Below are 17,638 nucleotides of genomic sequence, written 5' to 3'. Positions count from 1 at the left end.
CATTCTGCGCAGGGACGGCCAGCACAATAAATTGCATCATCGGTTACGGGCGGAATCTTGTGCTGTTCGAAGGCTGTGTGCGGTAACCGCGATGCGGGCTGCGCCATTATGCTGAGGCATCGATCCGGTTGCGCCCAGGAGATTGAATATCATGCCAGCACCGCTCACGCTCGTCGAAACCGATGCCGGATTGCCGCGTTCCGCCGACGCTGTCGTGATCGGTGCCGGTATCGTCGGCGTCTTCACGGCTTATTATCTCGCCAGACGCGGCCTGAAGGTGGCGCTCATCGAAAAGGGGCGGATCGGCGCCGAACAATCGAGCCGCAATTGGGGCTGGTGCCGGCAGCAGAACCGCGATGCGCGCGAACTTCCAATGGCGACCAAAAGCCTCGACCTGTGGGAACGCTTCGCCGCCGAGACCGGCGAGGAGACCGGCTTCCGGCGCTGCGGCCTCCTCTATCTCAGCGACAACGAGGAAGAACTGGCAGGCTGGGCCCGCTGGCGGGATTTCGCCCGCACGGTGGGCGTCACCACCCACATGCTCGACAGTGCCGAGGCAACCGAGCGCGGCAAGGCGACAGGCCGCACCTGGAAGGGCGGCGTGTTCTCCCCGACGGACGGGACGGCGGATCCCGCCAATGCCGCCCCGGCGGTTGCCCGCGCGATCGTGAAGCTGGGCGGGACAGTGCTCCAGAATTGCGCAGCGCGCGGCATCGAGACGGAAGGCGGCAAGCTTTCGGCTGTCGTAACCGAACACGGCACGATCCGAACCAAGGTCGCCATCCTGGCTGGCGGCGCCTGGGCGTCGTCCTTCTGCCGCCAGCTCGGCATTCGTTTCCCGCAAGCCTCGATCCGCTCCTCCATTCTCTCCGTCGGTCCCGGTGAGGGAAACCTGCCGGACGCGCTCCATACCGCCCGCGTCTCGGTAACCCGCCGGGGTGACGGTGGTCACACGCTCGCCATCAGCGGGCGTGGACGGATCGACCTGACGGCCCAGACCATGCGTTTCGCGGCACAGTTCCTGCCGATGTTCATGCGCCGCTGGCGCAGCCTGTCGCCCGGCGGCCTCGAAGGTCTGCGCAGCGGCCACGAAGGCATGGCCCGCTGGCAGCTCGACCGACCGACGCCGATGGAGCATATGCGCATCCTCGATCCGGCCGTCGACGCGAGCACGATCAAGCTGACATATGAGCGCGCCGTCGAATTGCTGCCGGCGATCGGCGGGCGCCGCATCACTGCGAGCTGGGCCGGTTATATCGATTCGACGCCGGACGGGGTTCCGGCGATCGGCGAAGTCGCGAGCGTTCCGGGTTTCATCCTGGCGGCAGGGTTCAGCGGCCACGGTTTTGGTATCGGACCCGGCGCCGGCCACCTGATCGCCGACATCGTCACCGCCGCCACCCCGATCGTCAATCCGCTACCCTATCATCCCAAACGTTTTCAAACGTCCGCCTGGGGCAAGGTGGCGGATTTCTGATCTTGGGGCCTATGGACTAGAGTGAAACCCGCGAACCAAAGGACACGGTGACCCGGATGCAGGCACGCCAGCTCGAGGTATTCTGCATGCTCATGCGGACCGGGACGGTGACCGGTGCTGCGGCGATGCTCAACATATCGCAGCCGGCGCTCAGCCAAATCCTGCTGCATGCCGAGGACCAGCTAGGCTTCAAGCTTTTCAACCGGCTGCGCGGAAAGCTGGTTCCGACCCGGGAAGCCGAGGAGCTTTATCCGGAATGCGAGCGGATTTTTTCCGAGCTCAGCGCCCTTCGCCGACGCACCACGGACATGCGTTTCGGCCGCACCGGGCTGATCCGGATCGCCGCGTCAGCACCGCCGGCGATGTCGATCGTACCCAAAGCGCTTCTGTCGTTCCGTGCGGCCCATCCTGATATCGTCGTGCGCTCGCTGATCGCCCCGCTGGTCAACGTCGTCGACATGATCCGCGACGGGGACGCGCCGCTCGGAATCGTGATGAACAACACGGCCCGTCCGGGTATCGACGTGGAGACACTCGGGCACACGCAACTTGTCTGCATCGTCCCTGAGCACCATCGGCTGACCAAACTGGATCGGATCGGTTTTGCTGACCTACAGAACGAGACTTTGATCTCCTACCGGGCCGGCACACTGCCGGGCCGGCTTCTGATCAGCGCCGCGGCCGCGGAAAAGCAAATATTCAACCCGGCGATCGAGATCGATATCTCGATTACCGCCCTGCCCTTCGTTCGCGACGGCTTTGGTGTCGCAATCGTCGATCGGCTCCTGCCATGGCAACAGTTTCCGGGGCTTGTCCTTCGGCCGCTGCAGCAGAAGATTTCCGTGCCGATCGCCTTGCTCACCAGCCGAGACCGCCCGTTGACGGGAAGCCATCTCGCCATGCGCGACGATCTTCGGGAGGCCTGTGCCAGTGTCCTGAAGGCCGGTGGTTTGGAATCTTAGGCATCTCGGCCCAGCCGGTCAGGCGTCGCGAACCCATTCACCGATCGGCAGGGGTCTGGCGGGGGCCTGTTCGCGGAGCCGGCCCGCATCACAGACCTTGATACAGGCCTTTTCAGCGATCAGCTCGGCGCCGGCGAGGTGACAGTAACGCCCCTGGCAGCGGCCCATTCCGACGCGCGCCAGCGATTTGACCCGATTGGCTTCGCCACCGCCGTAAACGACGCTCTCGCGCAACTGACCTGCCGTCACCCCTTCGCAACGGCAAACGACCGTCTCGTCCGGAACGGCGCGGACCATTTCGCCCGGCCAGGGAAAGGCGCGGGCAATGGCGCGGCCAAAACGTTCGTAGCGGCGCAATCGGCGCAGATCCGACGTTGCGTCCGCCGAAGGAAGACCCATATCGGCAAGGCAGGCGGTCGCGGCAAGCCGACCGGCGACCTCCGCCCCGTCCGCGCCGAGAATTCTCAGGCCATCACCGGCGAGATAAAGTCCCTCTGTCGCCCTGCCCATCCGGTCGGTCCGGGGCAACCATTGCGACCAGCTTTCGTCGTAGTCGAACGTGCAGCCTGCCAGGCCTGCGAGCTGCGTTTCGGCGCGCAGGTGCCAGCCGAGGCCGACCATGTCGCATGCCGTCACATGCGACCGGCCGCGAGCATCCCGCCAACCCAGGCCGGCGGGGCCGCGTTCGTCGGTTTCGATCCGGTCCAAGGTCACGCCGGCATGATAAAGCCGACCGAGCTTTGCCCGCATCAGCAGGCCACGCAGGACAAGGACCGGCCTTGCCAGCATGCCCGGAAGACCTGCTGCCTGGTCGCTGATCGAGGAGGTGTCGAGGATCGCGGCGATTTTGGCGCCGGTTTTCAGCAACTGGGTCGCGACGAGTGTCAGCAGCGGCCCCGAACCAGCAAGAACGATCCGGCTGCCGAGGGCGACGCCCTGCGCCTTCAGGGCGATCTGCGCCGCCCCGAGGCTGTAGACACCCGGCGCCTGCCAGCCGGGAATCGGCGCCAGACGATCCATGGCGCCGGTGGCTAGGATCAGGCGGTCGTAGGTGAAATCCCTGCGACCGGTCGGCGTCAGCGCCTGCAGGAAATTGCCGGCGATCGTCAGGACCGAACTTTGCGGATGATAGTCGATCTGTCCGGCGGCAACCATGCGGTCGAACACCGTATGAAGCGCCACGGCCTTGCGAGCTTCCGGTCCATAGAGCTGTTCCGGCGATCGCACGAAGCCCCGTGGCGGGCGCCGATAGATCTGGCCACCCGCTTTGGTGCCCTCGTCAATGACTATCGGTTTGACACCGGCCTGCACCAGACGCTCTGCGGCGCGGATACCGGCCGGGCCGGCGCCGACGATCACCACCTTTTCAGCGCCCGGTGCCGTCATGGCCATGTTTCCGGCGGCACGGTCCGCAATTGCATGCCCTCGGCGACCATTGTCGAACAGGCCCGCAGCCGGCAGCCGTCCTCCTGCCATATCCAGCAATCCTGGCAGGCTCCCATCAGACAGAAGCCCGCCCATTTCTCCCGGCCGAATTCCGACTGCCGCACGGCAGGTCCGCAGACCAGGACGGCGGTGAGCACCGTGTCGCCGGCCAGTGCCTGGCAATCGGCGCCATCCAGCCGGAACCGAACCTGCGGCCTGCCCTTTTCGGCAAGGCGCACAATTCGCCCCCCGAGAGCGGCAGGCTGCAATCCGGATGTCATTCGGCAGCCTCTTTCCGCGCCTCGGCGGGGTTTGGCATGTTCGTGAAGCGAGCGCGCACATCCGCGAACGCGGCGGCCACGCCTTCGGCTCCGACCCGCCCCTTCATCCGACGGAAGATCTCCGTCTTGGTGAAGAAGCGCCAATGGATGGGAAGGCCCTGCAGCAGGTCGGTCAGCAGGTCGTAGGCCTCCGGCGTCCATTGCGCCTCGTAACCTTCGCGCTCGGGGCCATAGTGAAAGTGTCCGGTCGGCGCGGTCCGAGCGGCTCTCACCTTTTCGGTTTCAGCCTCGTCCACCATGCCGTCGCGGATGACAACGCCATAATCATGTTCGGCAGCCTCGGAAGAAACATAGCCGCGTGCGACGTCCCGCGCCACGCGCCAGGTCTCGCGCTCGACGGGGTTGCCGCGCCCGCCTCCGCCGGCTGAGCGGATCTCCAGGACGTCGCCTGGCTGCAGAACCGCGGTATCGATATTGCCGAGCCGCTGGAAGTCGTCACGGCCCGGGTTCAGAACCATGTCGGACAGACCGGCGGCCCTGCCGCCCAGTGTGCCCCAGGGGCGGAAGAAGCTGCGGTCGCGGTTCCGGGCGGTGATACGGCTGCCAGGCGAGAAAACCCGGAAGGCCATTTCGGTCGCTAACCCACCACGCCAGCGTCCGGCGCCGCCACTGTCCTTTGCCAGGCCATATTTGACGAACTCGATCGGCACTTCCGTCTCGGTGATCTCGATCGGAGTATTTTTGAGATAGGCGGCATCGGCGCCGGAGCCGTTGGTGCCATCGCGGTGGGGCATGCCGCCGCCGCCGCCGACCACCGGATTGACCGCGGCGATCACGGTGCGGCCGTTCCGTTCGTCGGTCGTCATGACGTTGACGATGCAGTTGTTGCCTGCCGGTGCTGCCGGCAGCTTTTCAGGCACGGCCTGGCAGAAAGCGCCGAATATGACGGAGCGCAGCCGCGCGCAGGTCAGCGAGCGCATGCCGACGGCAGCCGGCGCGATCGGATTGAGCACGCTGCCCTTTGGCGTGATGCAGGAGAACGGTCTCGTCAGGCCGGTATTGAGGAGGATCTTCGGGTTCAACGTGTAAAGTACGTAATAGACGCCGACCAGAAGCATCGTATGGCGCGGGTCGCCGCCCGAGGGGACGTTGAGCGAAGAGCCGAGCTGCGGGTCGGAACCGGTGAAATCGAGGATTGCCTCGTCGCCCCTGATCGTCAGCGTCAGCTTCAGACGGCACGGGTTGGCTTCGACCGAATCCTCGTCGGCATAATCGACGAATTCCCAGGTCCCGTCCGGCATCGCGCGCAGAAGATCGCGCGCCTGCGCTTCGGCGTGGTCGAGCAGGACCTCGGTACCTTCAAGAAAGGCTTTCCTGCCGAATTTCTCGACCATCCCGAGAATCTTGCGTTCGCCCGTGTTGAGCGCCCCGACCAGGGCTTTCATGTCGCCTATATTGAGATCGGGCTTGCGGACATTGGTGGTCATGATCTTGAGGATGTCTTCGTCGAAGACACCTTCGTTGACCAGTTTCATCGGCGGGAAGCGGATGCCCTCCTGATGGATTTCCGTCAATGCTCGTGACAGGGAGGCCGGCACCGCGCCACCCATGTCGGTATTGTGGATGTGACCGCCGGTCCAGGCGATGATCTCGCCATCGTAGAAGACCGGTTTCCACAGATGGGTGTCCGGCGCGTGCGTCGCCACGAAGCAGGAATAGGGATCGTTGGTGAATGCCACGTCGCCGGGCTTGTAGTCGTCGATCATCGCGATCGCGCGGCTATAGGTGAGACCCGGATACCAGGTCGCGCCCAATCCCATCGGCACGCCGAACGTCTCGCCTCTGCGATTGACCAGCATGACCGTGAAGTCTTCCGTCTCCTTGACGAAGGCGGAATGCGCGGTCCGCTGCAGCGTATAAGCCATGTTTTCGGCAGCAGCGCGGGTGTGATTGGCAAACACCTGAAGGTTCAAGGGATCGAACATGGGCCGTTACTCCGAAAAGGTGAGATGCAGGTTCAAGTGACGATCGACCTCGACATGTGTGCCGCTCGGGATCGCAAAGGTCGTATCTTCCTGGGCAACGACCGCCGGGCCGACGAAGCGGCTGCCGGGACGCAGGCGATCACGCCGATAGAGGCCGATCCACTCGAAGCTCTTGCCGGTAAAGACCGGGATCTCGCGCTCGGGGTTCACCGCCCCACCGTCCTCTTGGGCATCGACCGGGATTTCCAGTGCCGGGCCGGCCCCGATTGCCGAGAGACGCAGGTTGACGATCTCGATCGCTCCGTCCGGATCATGGAAATCGTAGAGCCGGGCATGCATGGCATGGAAGGCTTCCTCGATCGAACCGAGCTTACCATCGGCGATCCAGGCTGGCTGGATCGGCACTTCGATCTCGAAGCTTTGGCCGACATAACGCATGTCGGCGGAGACATTGAGCGTCGCGGCGCCGGCATGCCCCTGCTTGGCAAGCCAGTTGCGTCCTTCGACGGCAAGCGCGTCCAGCGCCTCGCGCAATTGTGGTGCCGCCTCGTCGGAGAGATGGGTAAACACCGTGCGGATGAAGTCGCCGCGCAGATCAGCCACCAGGCCCCCGAGCGCCGAGACGACACCCGGGCGCGGTGCGCCGATCACCTTCGCCATACGAAATTCGCGGGCGAGAAACGCGCCGAGCATGGGGCCGCCGCCGCCGAACGGCATCAGCGTGAATTCCCTGAGATCGACGCCGGCGCGCGATGCGAGTTTCTCCACCTCCACGAACATTTCCGAGATGGCGACGTCGAGGATGGCCTGGGCGGCCTCCTCCGCCGTCCGGCCGATCTTTTCCGCCAGCCGCGTGACGGCCGCGCGGGCAAGCCCGACGTCGATCTGTAGCTGCCCGTAGGCCATCTGGCTGTGACCGAGCCAGCCGCAGACGGCCATGGCATCGGTCACGGTCGTCTGTTCTCCGCCGCGTCCGTAGCAGGCTGGTCCAGGTGTCGAGCCGGCTGATTCCGGCCCGACCCGCAACACGCCCTGTGCGTCGACGCTGGCGATAGAACCGCCGCCGATGCCGATCGAGCTGACCGAGACGGACGGGATATGCAGCGGGAACTCGCCGACCAGCTCGCCGGTGCCGAATTGCGGTTCGCCGTCGATGATCAGGGCAAAGTCGGCCGAGGTGCCGCCGATATCGAGGGTAAGGATATGCTTTTCGCCGGCACGACGGGCGAGCCAGGCAGCGCCTATGACACCGGAGGCCGTGCCGGACAACAGCATCTGCACGCAGGACCGTTTGCCTTCGTCGGCATTCATCACGCCACCATTCGACTTGGTCAGCAGCGCCGGTGCCGTGACGCCACGCGACAACAGCTTTTCCTCGAGTGCGGTCAGATAACCGGAGACGCGCGGATGGACGTAACCGTTGAGGATAGCGGTGGTGGTCCGCTCGTATTCGCGGATGACCGGCCAGACTTCGCAGGACGTGAAGACGAAGAGCTCCGGGGCGAGCCGGGCGATTTCCCGGCTGACCGCTGCTTCATGGGCGTCGTTGCGCCAAGAATGCAGGAAGGAGACGATGATGCCGGCGGCGCCATTGGCCTTCGCCTTGCTCACCGCTGCCGCAACCGCCTCCAGATTCGGCGTCTCGATCTCGCTGCCATCCGCCCGCAAGCGAGCTGGGATGCCGAAGATCATGTCGCGGGCGATGAGCTGGTCCGGCCGGGAGCAGAACAGCGAATAGACGTCCGGCATCCGCAACCGCGCCAGCTCGATGACGTCTTCGAAGCCGGCATTGGTCATCAGCGCCAGCGACACGCCGCGACGCTGGATCACGGTGTTGATGCCGACGGTCGTTCCATGGACAAAACGGCTGACGGCTGCCGGTTCGAGCCCTTCCCGTTCGGCCAAAAGCGACAGTCCCGTCATCAGTTCCGCACCCGGATCGTCCGGTGTCGTCAGAACCTTGAGCGAGGCAACCCGGCCCGATCGCGTTTCCAGCGCACAGAAATCGATGAAGGTCCCGCCGATATCGACGCCGATCTTCCAGTCCTGCTGATCGTGGGAGCCTTTGCCGGGTGCGGCCGCACTGTCCATGTCGCTCAATCCTTTCCTGCTGCTTGTCATGAAGCTGGCACGAATGGGCAAAGGCGGTCCAAGAGCGAAAAAGCCGCTGCCCATAAGTGCCGCTTATGCCTCGGCAAAGATGTCCCATAGGTCCGGCTTATGGGACGATGAAAACCTCGACTTTGACACCGGCCGGCCGCACCGGAATGGTGGCAGGGATGAGAGACATTGCGGAAATGGCCTTATGGATGTGATCGTGCTGGGTGGCGGCCTGATGGGGGCCGCATCGACCTATTTTCTCGCCCGGCGCGGGATGCGCGTGACGCTCATCGAGCGGAACCGGGTGGGCAGCGGCGCGACGGTCGCTTCCTTCGGCAATATCCGCCGCAGCGGCCGCTACCTGCCACAACTTCCCCTCGCCCGGCGATCCCTGACGCTTTGGGGCAAGGCGGCGGAGATGCTGGACCGGGACGTCGAGTTTCGGGCGACCGGCCATGTCCGGCTGGCGTTCAGCCAGGCGGGTCTCGAGGAGATGCGCAGCTTCGCGACAGCCGCCAGACCTTGGGGTCTTAACCTTGAGGAGCTTACTGCGGCGGAGCTCCATGCACGTTTTCCGGGGCTCGGGCCTGAGGCGATCGCCGCCTCCTTTTCCTCGGAGGACGGAAGCGGCAATCCGCGCCTGATCGCCCCGGCTTTCGCGGATGCCGCGAGACGTATCGGTGCTAAGATCGTCGAGAGCGTGGAGGTGAAAGCGATCCGGCGAAGCGCTTATGGCTTCGAGGTAGAGACCTCGAACGGCGTCCATGCCGCTGCTTGCCTCCTCAACACCGCCGGCGCCTGGGGCGCCCGGATCTCCGCACAGTTCGGCGAAGCCGTCCCGATCGTCGCGAAGGGGCYGCAGATGGGGGTGACCGAGCCGCTGCCGCACCGCATCCTCCCGGTCGTCGGTGTCTGGGCGCATGACCACGGCGGTGGTTACCTGCGCCAGGTGGAACGCGGAAACATCGTCTTCGGTGGCGGCGCGGAACGTACCGATGTTTCGCTCGATACCGGCCATGCCAAGGCCGACCCCGCCAGGCTTCCCGGCCAGCTGCGCGCCCTCCTGCCGATCCTGCCGGCGCTTGCCAATGTCTCGGTGATCCGCACCTGGTCCGGCTGCGAAGGTTATGTCGGCGACGGCCTTCCCGTCATGGGACGATCGGCAACGACGCCGGGGCTGTTCCATGCCTTCGGATTTTGCGGCCACGGCTTCCAGCTCGGCCCCGGCGTCGGCGACGTGATGGCGGAATTGATCTCGACCGGCGCGACCGAGACGCCCATCCACGACTTCCGGATAGAACGGTTTTCCAGGTAGGACGAGGGACAAGGACCAAGTTAGCCACCCGTCATACGTCTCCGCTCCCTTGCTCTCCGGCTCAACAAAGCGTGCCATCACGACCGGCGCTTGAACGTATGCTCCTTCGTGGGAAACGCTCGGGAGCGAACATCGCCCGCATAAGCTGCTGCCGCCGCCCCCACCCTCTTGCCCAGCTCGTCATAGCGCTTGACGAAGCGCGGCGTGAAGTCGTTGAACAGCCCAAGCATGTCGTCCGAAACGAGGATTTGGCCGTCACAAGCAACCGATGCGCCGATTCCGATGGTTGGAACGGCGATAGCTGCCGTCATCTCGCGAGCCAATGTCTCGACCGTGCCCTCGATAACCACCGCAAAGGCTCCGGAGTTGCCGACGGCTTCGGCATCACGCCGGATCTTCGCCACTTCTTCGTCCGAATGGCCGACGGATCGGTAGCCACCTGCGGTATGAACCTGCTGCGGCATCAGGCCGATGTGGCCAAGGACCGGGATGCCGCGAGCGGTCAGGAAAGCGATGGTCTCGGCCATCTCTTCACCACCTTCGAGTTTGACCGCGTCGCAGCCGGTTTCCTGCAGAATGCGCACGGCATTGCGATAGGCCAATTCCCTGGTTTCCTGATAACTGCCAAAGGGCATGTCGACGACCACGCAGGATCTCGTGACACCGCGCATCACCGCCTTGCCGTGCGCGATCATCATGTCGAGCGTCACCGAAACGGTGCTCTCCATGCCGTAGAGGACCATGCCGAGCGAATCCCCGACAAGCAGAAGATCGCAGTGTTCATCCAGCAGCCGCGCCATCGGCGTTGTGTAGGCGGTCAGGCAGACGATCGGCGCTCCACCCTTCATCGCCCGGATCCGACTGGGCGTCAGGCGCTTTAAGCAGCCCGCGGCACTCATCGCGCTTCTCCTGTCCCAGACATCGTTTTTTTCGCAATCACCCGGTTGTCGAGAAGCTTGGTCGTGCCGACCCGCACGAACAGCGCAACGACCACCGGATCCTCGATCTTCGCGATAGCCTGCAACGTGGAGGCATCCCTGACCGCGACGACTTCCGGTTTTGCGAGCGGCTCGCGGCTGATGAAGCCGACAAGCTTTTCTTCAAGGACCTGCGGGTCCGTGAGACCCTGAGCGACGAGACGCTCCGCCTCGTCCAGGGCGCGAGGGACGACGACCGCAGCGCGTCTTTCTTCCTCGCTGAGATAGACGTTGCGGGATGACAGGGCGAGACCATCCGCATCCCGAACCGTCGGCACGGAAACGACGCGCACCGGCAATGCGAGATCGTCGACCATCCGTTTGATGATGACGACCTGCTGGTAATCCTTTTCGCCGAAATAGGCGTTCCTCGGCTGCACGATATTGAAGAGCTTGTTGACGACGGTCGCCACGCCCGCAAAATGCCCGGGTCGAACCGCGCCTTCGAGCTCGCATCCAAGCTCCGGCACATCAACCACCGTCTTCATGGGCCGCGGGTATATATCCTCGACGCCCGGCGCAAACAGGATATCGACGCCCGCTGTCTCCAGCATCGCCCTGTCGCGCTCCAGGTCGCGCGGATATCGACTGAGGTCTTCCGTCGGACCGAACTGAAGCGGGTTCACGAAAATCGATGCGACAACGATTTCGTTTTCAGCGCGGGCTCGCGAGACAAGTTCCATATGTCCGGCATGGAGATAACCCATGGTCGGAACGAAGCCGACCGTCCCGCCTTTCGCCTTGGCTGCGGCAAGTGCCGCGCGCAACGCCTCAATGCTCGATAGGAACCGCATGTTGCCCTCCCTGGCCACGATCACATCGGCGCGGATAGAGAGAGCAAGCGCGGCTAGACGTCAATGCAGGCCTTTCGATAAAACCGATTAGACCGACGCGATACGGACTGGAGGCCCATCGCCAATATCTATTCTAACCTCAGTTTCGGCGTCGAAAAGATTGATGCTTGAAGGGTCGACTTTGAACCGAATTTGGTCGCCTCTTCGACCCTTGAACCGCGGTTCAGCTCTGGCTATGACAGCCTGGTTGCCGATAATGGCCGTGACCATGGTGTCCGGACCCGTCGGCTCCACGACGTCGATCACTCCTTCAAGAAAAGCGTCCTCTGTCTCGACGACCTTGAGCTCCTCCGATCTGACGCCGAACACGCACTCTCGCGTTCCATTCGCGATCCCGGGACCGCTGAGCGCGACGAGCACTCCCTCGCTCGTGAACCGGGTTCCGTCAGCATCCGAAAGAAGTTTCCCCCGAATGAAGTTCATTGCCGGAGAACCGATGAACCCTGCGACGAACATGTTGGCTGGGCGTTCGTAGATGGTTCGAGGATCGGCAAGCTGCTGAACATAACCGCCCTTCATTACGGCCACCTTCGTCGCCAGCGTCATCGCTTCGATCTGGTCGTGGGTGACGTAGACGATGCTGGTGCCAAGACGTTCATGAAGACGTTTTATCTCGGTTCTCATCTCGACGCGCAGTTTCGCGTCCAGGTTCGAGAGCGGTTCGTCGAAGAGAAAAAGGTCGGGATTGCGCACGATCGCGCGCCCCATGGCAACGCGTTGCCTCTGGCCGCCGGACAAATTTGCAGGAAGGCGATCGAGAAGGTGCCCGATCTGAAGCATCTCCGCCGCTTTGCGAATTTCCGCCTTGCGCTCTTGCTCGGGTACGCCCCGCATTTCGAGCCCGAAGCCGATGTTTCGTTCGACCGACATCGTCGGGTACAGCGCGTAGGACTGAAACACCATTGCGATGTTCCGATCTTTCGGCGGCAGGGCCGTGACCGACCGGCCCGCGATGGCGATATCCCCGGCCGACGGTTCGTCGAGCCCGGCAATGATGTTCAACAAGGTGGACTTGCCGCATCCGGAGGGTCCAAGCAGCACCAGAAAGCCGCCGTCTTCCAGATCGACGTCTATTCCGTGGAGAACATCGAGCGCCCCGTAGGATTTGCGGATACCGCTTATGGAAAGGGTGGCCATCGTTTTCTCCTCAACCCTTGATCGCGCCTGCGGTAAGACCCTGGACCATCGCGCGCTGAACGATCGCGAAGAGGACGACCACCGGCAGGATGCTGAGTATGCCGCCGGCGGCCAGCACTCCCCACGGCAGCTGGAATTCGCCGACCATCAGTTGCAATCCGACAGGCCACGTTCGGGAACCCTGCCCGGTCGTCAACATGAGCGCAAAAATGAACTCGTTCCACGCAGCGATCGCGATGAATACCGAACTGGCGACGAGACCATTTCGCGCCAATGGCAAGACGATGCGCACCATGGCTCCAAGTCGTGTGGAGCCATCGATCCGAGCAGCGCTTTCCAGCTCCTTCGGCGCGGCATCGAAAAAGCCCTTGAGCATCCAGGCAAACAGCGGCAACAGGAAGCTGGTATAGGCAAGCGCCAATCCGAAGCGGCTGTCGACCAGGCCCACGGTCCGCATCATGACGTAGAGCGGGATGATCACCATAACGGCCGGGAACATCCGCACCAGCAGATAGCCGAGCATGATTTTCTCTCGGCCTTTGAACGGCAGCCGCGCGAATGCATAAGCCGCGAGCGTCCCGGTCAGAACGCAGATCACCACTGTAATTGTGGTTACCACCAAGCTGTTTGCAATCAGCACCGGAAAGTTCGATTGCGTCCAGATGGCGACATAGTTTTGAAAGGTGACCGTTCGGGGGATGTACTGCATATGCGAGGTGACGATGTCCGCCTCCGTCTTGAGGGACGTGAGAAACATCCAGAGGATCGGCCCGAGGCAGAACGTCGTCAGAGTTGTCAGCACGGCATAGGTCAGGATGTCTCCCGCAAGGCGCCGGCTGCGGCTGGTCTTGAGCATTCTCATTCCTTCGTGACGCGCGTTAGCCTGATGTAGATGGTCGCAAACAGCATGAGGAGGATGAACATGACGACCGAAAGCGCGCCCGCATACCCGAAATTGAACTCGCGATAGGCAGTCTGGAACGCATAGAGCGACAGGACCTGCGTGGCGTTGCCGGGGCCTCCGCCGGTCAAGACGAGCAGCAGGTCCGGCGAGTTGACGAGGCTGATCACGCGCAGGATGACGGCCGCGGCGATCACCGTCTTCAGCATGGGCACCGTGATCAGACGAAACTGACGGACGGGGCCTGCGCCATCGACCGCCGCAGCTTTGTACAGGTCCTCCGGGATGCCCTTCAATCCGGCGAGAAACAGAAGTGCGAAGAACGGAAAACCGTGCCACGCCTCGACCAGAATAGTCGCGGCCAACGCGGTGGCCGGATCGGCAAACCACGCCTTGTAGGTGCTCAATATCCCAATCCCTACCAGCAGGTCGTTGATGACGCCCAGCCGTGGATCCAGCAAGAGAGCCCACATATGTCCGGCCACCACGTTCGGCAGGAAATAGGGAAGCAGGATCAGCACGCCGAATAACTTCGTACCTGGAAGGTTGCGGTTGAGCGCCACGGCCGCGACGAAGCCGAGCGTCACTTCGATGGCGATAGCTGCCGTCACCCAGATCGCTGTATTTTTCAACGAAATCCAGAAGACCCGATCCGACATCATCGCGACGTAGTGCTTCATCCCAACCCAGCCGTTAAGGCCGGGCCGGGTGAGGCGCATTTCCCGCACGCTGATGACGAAGCCGTAGAGCGTCGGATAGGCGACCACCAGCAGAAGCAGGACAAGGCTCGGAAACAGCAGGAGGTAGACCCAATACCGCGTTTCGGAGAGGTTTCCGAGCAGCGTGATTGGTCCACGTGGCAAGATTGACTTCATGTGATCGCGGCGCATGCCGTCCTCTGGGACGCGACGACGTTACGGTCATCGCGTCTGGTTGACTAACGAAGCGCGGCTTCGAGCCCTTGGATCATGCGGTCAACGGCCTGCACGGGTGTCAACTGCCCAGTCAGAACCGACTGGAAGGCGGGATTGACGACATTTTCCGACCACCCTGCAGCGCCGACGAAACTGTTGGGCAGCCGACCAAACTCGAGTGTTTTTGAAGCGGCCTGATAGACCGGATTGGACTTGATCCGCTTATCCTCAAGCGCCGCCGTCGACGCGGGGAAATAGCCCGTTGCTTCCAGCAGGGCGACTGCCGCGTCCGTCTCACCCCAGAAACTGATCCAGTCCCAGGCAGCGTCGATATTGTCGTCCTTCATGATGCCGTTGCCGGCATACGCAACACGCGCAATATGGGCCTTCGGGCCCGCCGGCATGGGAGCCGTGGCGAACTGTTCGCCCGCTTTGAGAGCAGCGGAGATTTCGATCAGCGATCCCGTATGATGCCAGACCATGGCGGTCTGACCGGTGCGGAATCCTTCCATGATCTGGCGATAGCTGTCGTTGGGCGCGCTTGGTGGAACGACCTTCTCCTTGAGAAAGAGGCTCGAATAGAAGCTGATGGCCTCGACTGCGGCTGCCTTGTCGATCGCCGCCTGCCCGTCCTTCACGATCGGAGAGCCGAAGGACTCCATCATGTCGATGACGTATTTGAACGCCCCCGCGCCACCTCGCATGCCGAACGCATAGCGACCTTTCGCGGGGTTGGTCAGTTTCCTGCAGGCGGTAACGAACTCATCCAAGGTCTTCGGCGGGCCTGCCAGGCCCGCTTCCTCAAAATAGTCCTTTCGGTAGTACATCCAGTCGACGAAGGCATAAGCTGGAACGGCATATACGGCGCCGCCCTGGGACATGCCGGTCCACCGGTTTTCCGGCAGATTGGCCTTGCCCTTCCATGCACTCACCCGCTTGGTAATGTCCGTCAATGCGCCCATCGCCGTCAGGTCGGCGAAGCGTTCCGCGATGACCATACCGGTATCCGGCCGGCCGCCGGCCACGACCGCGGACGAAACCTTCGCCATATATTCAGAGTTCGGGATGCTTTCCTGCGTGACCGTGACGCCCGGGTGAGCCTTGCCGAACAGCTCGATGATTTTCAACAGGCCGGCCATCTCCGATTGGCTCGTGAAATGGTGCCAGTAATTTATCGCGGTCGCCGCATTGGCGGAGCGAATGTTGCCGGCCAGCGCCAGGGCGGCCGTCGCGGCGAGAAACTCACGTTTGGTGATCTGCATCTAATCCATCCTCCCACATATCAGATTGCAAATCTGATCGATCAGATAGAGATAGCAATCTTTCGAAGGCTCGGCAAGGCCAAGACGACTGGACGCGCGGTTCCGGTCAAACCAGTCCCATATTTCGATGAATCGCTGCCTGGAAATGCGCCTGAAGCGCCTTCTCTGCGGCATCGGCATCCCTGGTGGAACATGCCTCCAGAATATCCAGATGCTCCTTCAATGTCCGAATGAGGATCGGAGGCGTGACCTTCCGTTCCAATCGCAGCAAACGCAGGTAGTTGTGCATTCTACGATAGGCCGTATCGATCAGCGGATTACGCAGTGCCGCGACGATCTGGCCGTGAAGCTCGAGCTCGAGGAGATCCATCTCCGCGAGATGATCGACGGTAAGTCCATCTCTCTCCAGTTTACGCATAAGCCTGGAATGGCGGACTTCCAGACTGTTCATCAACTCCTCTTCCGCCTGTTCGGCAAAGACTCGCACGGCCGACCTCTCGATGATCGAGCGGAACTGATATGTCGCACGCGTCAGGTCGAGACCCGGTCGAACGAACTGGATTCCGGAGCGCGGATGGATCGTCAGAATGCCTTCGGCCTCAAGCATTCGCAGGGCGTCGCGGAGCGGCGCGACCGGCACGCCGACGATTTCCGAAAGCTCGCTCTGGGAGATGAATGCGCCCACAGGAACCTTTCGTTCGAACAGACTCTCGAGGATCCGCTCATAGGCGACGTCGCTGAGCCGCGGCGCGGCGGGTTCGACGCCGGCTGATCTTCCCTTACGCGCTTGCGATTTTTTCATACGTCCGATAATACCATTGATAGATCAGTTGACAAATTAAAACGATCAGAGAGCGCTGTTATGCCCCTATCAGAATTCCGTATAACCCGATTTCAGTTCGCCCGCGACAGGGTAATCGGAGACAGTCAGGTCCGAGCCGACGACGTCAACRTCGCTGCTCTCGAACTTGTGGGCGAAAGCGGAAAGATCGGGCTGGGCTTTATCCAGACTCTCTTTCATCCCCTCCCGGATCAAGCCGAGATCGAGGCGGTTTTTGCAAACGAGGTTTGGCCTGGCATCGAGGGCCAGGAAGCGATCGCGTTAGTCCATCGCGTACATCGCCCGAGGGGCGGCAACCAGCGCGCCTTTTCGCTGCCATTTCACGAGGCGCTGCAGGTCGCATCGTGGGACCTCGCCGCCAAGGAAGTCGGATTACCGCTTCACACGCTGCTCGGCAGCCGTCGTGACCGTGTTCGCGCCTATGCCAGCGGTCTCGACTTTCACCTCGGCGACGAAGCGTTCTGCGCGCTGTTCTCACATGCCGCGAGCCTGGGATACACGGCATTCAAGATCAAGGTGGGCCATCCGGACTTCAAACGGGATATGCGTCGTCTCGATTTGTTGAAGGAAGTCGTGCCTGCCGGTTCACATATCATGATCGATCCCAACGAGGCCTGGAATTCGAAGGAAGCCCTGGTGAAGCTTACGGCGATCCGCGACGCCGGCCATGATCTGTTATGGGTTGAAGACCCAATTCTGCGCCATGACTTCGAGGGGCTCCGGACACTCCGTCACGCGGTCAACTGGACGCAGATCAACAGTGGAGAATATCTCGACGCAACGGGAAAACGGATCCTTATGGAAAATTTCGGGACCGATCTGCTGAACGTCCATGGCCAGGTGACAGACGTCATGCGGATCGGTTGGCTTGCGGCCGAGCTTGGCGTCCCGATCAGCCTGGGCAATACGTTCCTGGAAGTCGGAGTGCACATGGCCGTCGCACTTCCGGAAGTCGAATGGCTCGAATATTCGTTCCAGAATTTCGATCACCTGGTGGAGCAGCCTGTCGAGATCAAGGACGGTTTTGCATTCGCACCAAACCGTCCGGGCCATGGACTTGTTCTCAGCGAAGCGGCCCGCAAGGATTGGTGTCGGCCCAAGCGCCTCGACCGATCGGAACTTGGTGCGGCCCCGACAAACCCTCGTTTGCCATACCTCGCTTGACGCTCATCAACGGCGCGTCAGCCAATCCATGGCTGAGGTCCCA

15 protein-coding genes are annotated in these 17,638 nt (G+C 62.4%); 4 read left to right on the top strand and 11 right to left on the bottom strand.

The window, feature by feature from the left end; all coding sequences use genetic code 11:
• Positions 1-151 precede the first annotated feature (151 nt).
• Together AC1D3C_RS05755 and AC1D3C_RS05750 are read left to right on the top strand one after the other, a co-directional pair.
• Complete coding sequence (locus AC1D3C_RS05755; protein WP_477482188.1) at positions 152-1,477, top strand: NAD(P)/FAD-dependent oxidoreductase; 1,326 nt, start codon at positions 152-154, stop codon at positions 1,475-1,477.
• 56 nt (positions 1,478-1,533) lie between these two features.
• Positions 1,534-2,439 carry a LysR family transcriptional regulator gene (locus tag AC1D3C_RS05750; RefSeq protein ID WP_477482187.1) on the top strand — a complete coding sequence of 302 codons (906 nt, stop codon included), beginning with the start codon at positions 1,534-1,536 and terminating at the stop codon, positions 2,437-2,439.
• An 18-nt stretch (positions 2,440-2,457) separates the two neighbouring features.
• On the opposite strand, the gene AC1D3C_RS05745 is transcribed toward AC1D3C_RS05750, so the two are convergent.
• The 4 genes from AC1D3C_RS05745 to AC1D3C_RS05730 are packed head-to-tail and all read right to left on the bottom strand — an operon-like array spanning position 2,458 to position 8,221.
• Positions 2,458-3,825, bottom strand: a complete 1,368-nt coding sequence (locus AC1D3C_RS05745; protein ID WP_477482186.1) for an FAD/NAD(P)-dependent oxidoreductase — start codon at positions 3,823-3,825, stop codon at positions 2,458-2,460.
• Positions 3,822-4,145 (bottom strand): (2Fe-2S)-binding protein, encoded by a 324-nt coding sequence (locus AC1D3C_RS05740; RefSeq protein ID WP_477482185.1) that lies wholly within the window; start codon positions 4,143-4,145, stop codon positions 3,822-3,824. Before AC1D3C_RS05740 ends, AC1D3C_RS05745 begins: the two co-directional genes overlap by 4 nt.
• Complete coding sequence (locus tag AC1D3C_RS05735) at positions 4,142-6,130, bottom strand: hydantoinase B/oxoprolinase family protein (protein WP_477482184.1); 1,989 nt, start codon at positions 6,128-6,130, stop codon at positions 4,142-4,144. The genes AC1D3C_RS05740 and AC1D3C_RS05735 overlap by 4 nt, the downstream gene beginning before the upstream one ends.
• Before the next feature lie 6 nt (positions 6,131-6,136).
• Positions 6,137-8,221, bottom strand: a complete 2,085-nt coding sequence (locus tag AC1D3C_RS05730) for a hydantoinase/oxoprolinase family protein (protein ID WP_477482183.1) — start codon at positions 8,219-8,221, stop codon at positions 6,137-6,139.
• A 214-nt stretch (positions 8,222-8,435) separates the two neighbouring features.
• On the opposite strand from AC1D3C_RS05730, the gene AC1D3C_RS05725 reads away from it, so the two are divergent.
• Positions 8,436-9,545, top strand: a complete 1,110-nt coding sequence (locus AC1D3C_RS05725) for an NAD(P)/FAD-dependent oxidoreductase (RefSeq protein ID WP_477482182.1) — start codon at positions 8,436-8,438, stop codon at positions 9,543-9,545.
• Positions 9,546-9,622: 77 nt separating this feature from the next.
• On the opposite strand, the gene panB is transcribed toward AC1D3C_RS05725, so the two are convergent.
• The 7 genes from panB to AC1D3C_RS05690 form a co-directional block, all read right to left on the bottom strand.
• Positions 9,623-10,444, bottom strand: coding sequence for a 3-methyl-2-oxobutanoate hydroxymethyltransferase (gene panB, locus AC1D3C_RS05720; RefSeq protein WP_477482181.1), 822 nt, complete (start codon positions 10,442-10,444; stop codon positions 9,623-9,625).
• Complete coding sequence (gene panC, locus AC1D3C_RS05715; RefSeq protein ID WP_477482180.1) at positions 10,441-11,316, bottom strand: pantoate--beta-alanine ligase; 876 nt, start codon at positions 11,314-11,316, stop codon at positions 10,441-10,443. Before panC ends, panB begins: the two co-directional genes overlap by 4 nt.
• Before the next feature lie 87 nt (positions 11,317-11,403).
• Entirely contained in the window at positions 11,404-12,513 is a 1,110-nt protein-coding gene (locus tag AC1D3C_RS05710; RefSeq protein WP_477482179.1) for an ABC transporter ATP-binding protein, read from the bottom strand.
• A gap of 10 nt (positions 12,514-12,523) precedes the next feature.
• Positions 12,524-13,375 carry a carbohydrate ABC transporter permease gene (locus AC1D3C_RS05705; RefSeq protein WP_477482178.1) on the bottom strand — a complete coding sequence of 284 codons (852 nt, stop codon included), beginning with the start codon at positions 13,373-13,375 and terminating at the stop codon, positions 12,524-12,526.
• On the bottom strand, positions 13,372-14,277 hold the full coding sequence (locus tag AC1D3C_RS05700; protein ID WP_244447568.1) for a carbohydrate ABC transporter permease: 906 nt from the start codon (positions 14,275-14,277) through the stop codon (positions 13,372-13,374). The genes AC1D3C_RS05705 and AC1D3C_RS05700 overlap by 4 nt, the downstream gene beginning before the upstream one ends.
• A gap of 74 nt (positions 14,278-14,351) precedes the next feature.
• Complete coding sequence (locus AC1D3C_RS05695; RefSeq protein WP_477482177.1) at positions 14,352-15,590, bottom strand: ABC transporter substrate-binding protein; 1,239 nt, start codon at positions 15,588-15,590, stop codon at positions 14,352-14,354.
• Between the two features lie 106 nt (positions 15,591-15,696).
• Complete coding sequence (locus AC1D3C_RS05690; protein ID WP_040125015.1) at positions 15,697-16,392, bottom strand: GntR family transcriptional regulator; 696 nt, start codon at positions 16,390-16,392, stop codon at positions 15,697-15,699.
• A gap of 60 nt (positions 16,393-16,452) precedes the next feature.
• Between AC1D3C_RS05690 and AC1D3C_RS05685 the strand changes: the two genes are divergently transcribed.
• Positions 16,453-17,595 carry an enolase C-terminal domain-like protein gene (locus AC1D3C_RS05685; RefSeq protein ID WP_477482367.1) on the top strand — a complete coding sequence of 381 codons (1,143 nt, stop codon included), beginning with the start codon at positions 16,453-16,455 and terminating at the stop codon, positions 17,593-17,595.
• The last annotated feature ends 43 nt before the right edge of the window (positions 17,596-17,638 follow it).

It is taken from the genome of Neorhizobium sp. P1_A6, from assembly GCF_056406795.1.
This window is presented reverse-complemented; position numbering and strand designations above follow the sequence as displayed.